Origin of the sequence: Mycoplasma sp. CSL7503-lung (assembly GCF_025515455.1) — a bacterium.
In the GTDB taxonomy this organism is placed as follows: Bacteria; Bacillota_I; Bacilli_A; order Mycoplasmatales; family Metamycoplasmataceae; genus Mycoplasmopsis.
This window is the reverse complement of the sequence record NZ_JAOPHP010000038.1, coordinates 1-3,669: the sequence shown is the minus strand read 5'-3', so window position 1 is coordinate 3,669 and position 3,669 is coordinate 1. Positions and strand designations below refer to the sequence as shown.

4 protein-coding genes are annotated in these 3,669 nt (G+C 25.0%); all 4 read right to left on the bottom strand.

The window, feature by feature from the left end:
• Window positions 1-283 (bottom strand): DEAD/DEAH box helicase family protein (locus tag N9R85_RS03720; RefSeq protein WP_262858640.1); only part of this gene is annotated, 283 nt, incomplete at its 3' end.
• On the bottom strand, window positions 270-1,577 hold the full coding sequence (locus tag N9R85_RS03715; protein ID WP_262858641.1) for a DNA methyltransferase: 1,308 nt from the start codon (window positions 1,575-1,577) through the stop codon (window positions 270-272). The genes N9R85_RS03720 and N9R85_RS03715, both read right to left, overlap by 14 nt.
• Before the next feature lie 23 nt (window positions 1,578-1,600).
• Complete coding sequence (locus N9R85_RS03710; RefSeq protein WP_262858639.1) at window positions 1,601-1,969, bottom strand: type III restriction endonuclease subunit M; 369 nt, start codon at window positions 1,967-1,969, stop codon at window positions 1,601-1,603.
• Between the two features lie 147 nt (window positions 1,970-2,116).
• The coding region (locus N9R85_RS03705; protein WP_396888771.1) for a hypothetical protein at window positions 2,117-3,669 on the bottom strand (1,553 nt) is incomplete at its 5' end.

The window sequence follows — 3,669 nt, the reverse complement described above, 5'->3', positions numbered from 1 at the left end:
CATTTCTATTTTCTAAATAAAATTTATATTCGTTAAAATTATCTTCCATTTGTTTAGGCAATTCGGCATTAGATAATGTCATAACTACAAAAATAATAGGTTTATTATCTCTTTGTTTATTAATAGTAATTGCTTTATCAATAAAGTTAGCAATCATAAAAGTTTTGCCTGAACCTGTCGGCGCTTTAAATTCAACTATTTTAGATTGTTTAAGACTATATGAGTTATTAAAATGTTTTAAGAGTTGAGAAACTGCTCTATTTTGGGTTTTAGTTAGTTCCATCTGGTTTATCAACTTTCTCTTTATCTAACGAATATAAATTAGTTAAATTGTTCAATAACTCATCATCGCTAATATCTTTGACTTCAAACTTAGTTAAGGATTCTCTAAGAGTATCAACTAAATGTTCTGTTTTAGTTTGGTTTTGATCTACGCTAATATTGCTATATTCTAGGTCAAAAACATTTAAATTTTGTTTATATGGATCATTCTTTTCGGTTCATTTAAAAGTTTCATTATTTGTACCGATACCATGATTTACTCTATATAAACGTTCGTAAGTAACATCGTAACCAATATTATTTTCATTATTGGTTACAAGTGTAAAAGTCCTGTTTCCACCATCTTCTCTATTTAGTTCCATAACTGCGTGACCGGTTGTTCCTGAACCTGCGAAAAAGTCTAAAATACGAGCATCACTATTAATCATTTTTAGTAAATGTTTTATTAATTCTATTGGTTTAGAATTTGGAAATTTAATATAAATATCATTAATTAATCTAGAACCTAATGAAGATGAAATATCATCAATAACTGATTTATTACCAATAATTTTATATTCTCTTTCATCTTTATAGTGAAGTGTTAAATTACCATCTTTTTTTCGTTTTACTATTATTTTATTTTTTTCTTTTAAAAATTTATCTATACTTCATTTTCAACATAATATGTATTCATTTGGTTTTGGCGGTCTAATAATTACATAACCTTTTTGAAGCAAATCTTTATTATCTACATATATATCAAAATTATTTGAACTTTTTGACGCTTCTAAGTCATAATCATGTAATGGTATTAAATCACCAGTGATTTCATTTCAGTAAACAGAATAACCCATTTTATATCTATTGTTCAATCTACCACCCGGTACATCTCCTAATAATAAGGAAAACGAATTATTATTTTCATTTTTAATTACTTTTTTTATTAATTTAGTATTTAACTTATTTTTAGAAAAAGACAAGATATATTCATGATTATTCTCTACATAAACTGCATCATTTTGTGAATTATGTTTTTTTCAAATTAAATTTGCAACAAAATTCTCTTCTCCAAAAACCTCGTCCATTAAGACTTTTAAATATGCTTGTTCGTTGTCATCAATCGATACAAAAATAACTCCATCATCTTTGAGAAGTTTCTTAGCCAATTTAAGTCTTTCATTCATCATGTTAAGTCAACCATTACGGCTGAATTTATCACGATATATAAATTTTGAAGCGGAAACATTCTCTTTGTCATTTGCGGAGTTATTTCCGTCTGTACGTGCTGATTCTGTGTTATAAGGAGGGTCAATATAGATTACATCGTAGTTATAATCTAAGCCGCGACTCTCTCTCTCTCTCTCTCTCTCTCTATTACTAATAAATTTTTAAGAGCATCATAGTTTTCACCTATGATCAAGGTGTTTTCGCTTTTAGATTCATCGAATCTAAAAGACTTTTCATTGTTGTGTTTAAGCACCGAAATGGTTTTGCTATTAATTTCAGGTGCTGAATCGAATGTAAACCCAATTTTTACTCTTTGCATTAAAAATTGGTATACGTTTTGTAATTGAGTTTTATCAGGCAAGTTTTTTAAGATCATTTTACATATTGCTTTTTGATCGTTGTTTAAGTCATTTACTGATAATTCATCAATTTTGTTTTTATAATCCTCAAGTAGTTGAGAATAATCTTTATTTTTCATATTTATCCCTTCTTATAATTTGTATATTTATATTATAAACAATTTTAAAAAGTCGAATTATTTATTATATTGATTTTATCAACTTGAATCATTAAATACAATTACTTAGATAAAGAAAAATGATGTGCAAGCTTACACATCATATTTTTAAATCTCTTTTGCTAAATTGTATATTCAACTTATTATTTGGTTAGTTCCGATGTTTTCTTTAATAGTTTTCTTTATTGTATGGTTTGTACTTCCGCCACCTGCAATAATAAATTTATTAGATCCTACATTTGATTTGTCTACTTGAATTAATAATGAAGTAACAATTTGCATTAAATTATTATTTTTATCTTCATAATAACCATGATATGAATCAATTATTTTACTTGTTTTTATCTCATCATAATCATTGTTATAATCTTTAATTTCAACATTAATTTGATGTTCGATTTTGTCTGTTTTATAAACTAAAACAAAGTCAGGAAATTGACGTTTGATATTACTATCTTCATCATAATATTCATAAAAGATTCCATTTTGTACTGGATTCCTAAATAGAGATATATTTTTATAATTATTATTTTTTAGGTCGTCTTTAAAAAGTTGAATAATACTATTAATAAAACTTTTTTCGTTATTTGAATCATAATAGTGCAATCTTTGCTTAGATTTATTGTTTAACAATGATATCAATTCATATTGATAATTTATTTTTTGCTCTTCAAACTCAATTTTAAAATCTTCATCAGTTATTTCAAAATTAATATCAGAAGGTAATTGTTTATCATACATAAGTTTAAATTCACGGATATTAAGCTCACTAATTTGTTTTTTTCTTTGGTCCAAGACATATTTTTTTACCTTAGGGTATATGAACTTAATAAATGAATATCAAAGTAGTGAATTGATGTGATCTTTATAATTATCAATAAAGTATTGATCTATTGCTCTTAAATCTTTTTTATCAAGAATATTAGATGTTTTTGTGTTAAATTCATTTATAAATTGACTCATTTCAATAATGTTACTAATTTTTCTATTAATATATTGTAATTCTTGATTTTTTTCTTTATCTATTATCTTGTCTTCTTTATAAGGTATATACCCTTTTTCTTGGTAGTAGTTTAAATAATAATTATAATTTGATAATAATTGATTTTTATTATTTTTAATCACTTCAACAATTTGATCACTTAGATCAACCTTTATTTTTTCAACTTCTTTATTGATTTCTCCGTAGTAAAACTTATCATTTAAACTTTCTTTATTTAATTTATATGAACTAAATTCTCTATCTTTATCTATTTTATCGATATTTTCAATATTAGAATAAACTCAATAACTATATGCTGTTGAATTATCATCAAATTTAAAACTTGGATTTGGATTACGTTTGATACGACCAATTGTTTGGATGCTTAAACTATCAGAAGATACATTTCTTAATTGAACTAACATGCAAGCACGCGGTATGTTTCAACCGGTTGCGGGTCCAACCTTAAAGATTATTACATCAATATCCGAACTTCTTTTAGAAATGTTTTTTAAAGAAATGTTACCACGCATGTTTGAATCTATTTTTTCAGAAGAAAAGTATTTAGCTCATGTTAAATTATGTCTTTTTAATGTTTTGATTATATTTTCGATCTTTTCATCAAAATCTTTATCATTAGCTTTTTTATCATTTACTTGAATTAACATAGCAGGATTGA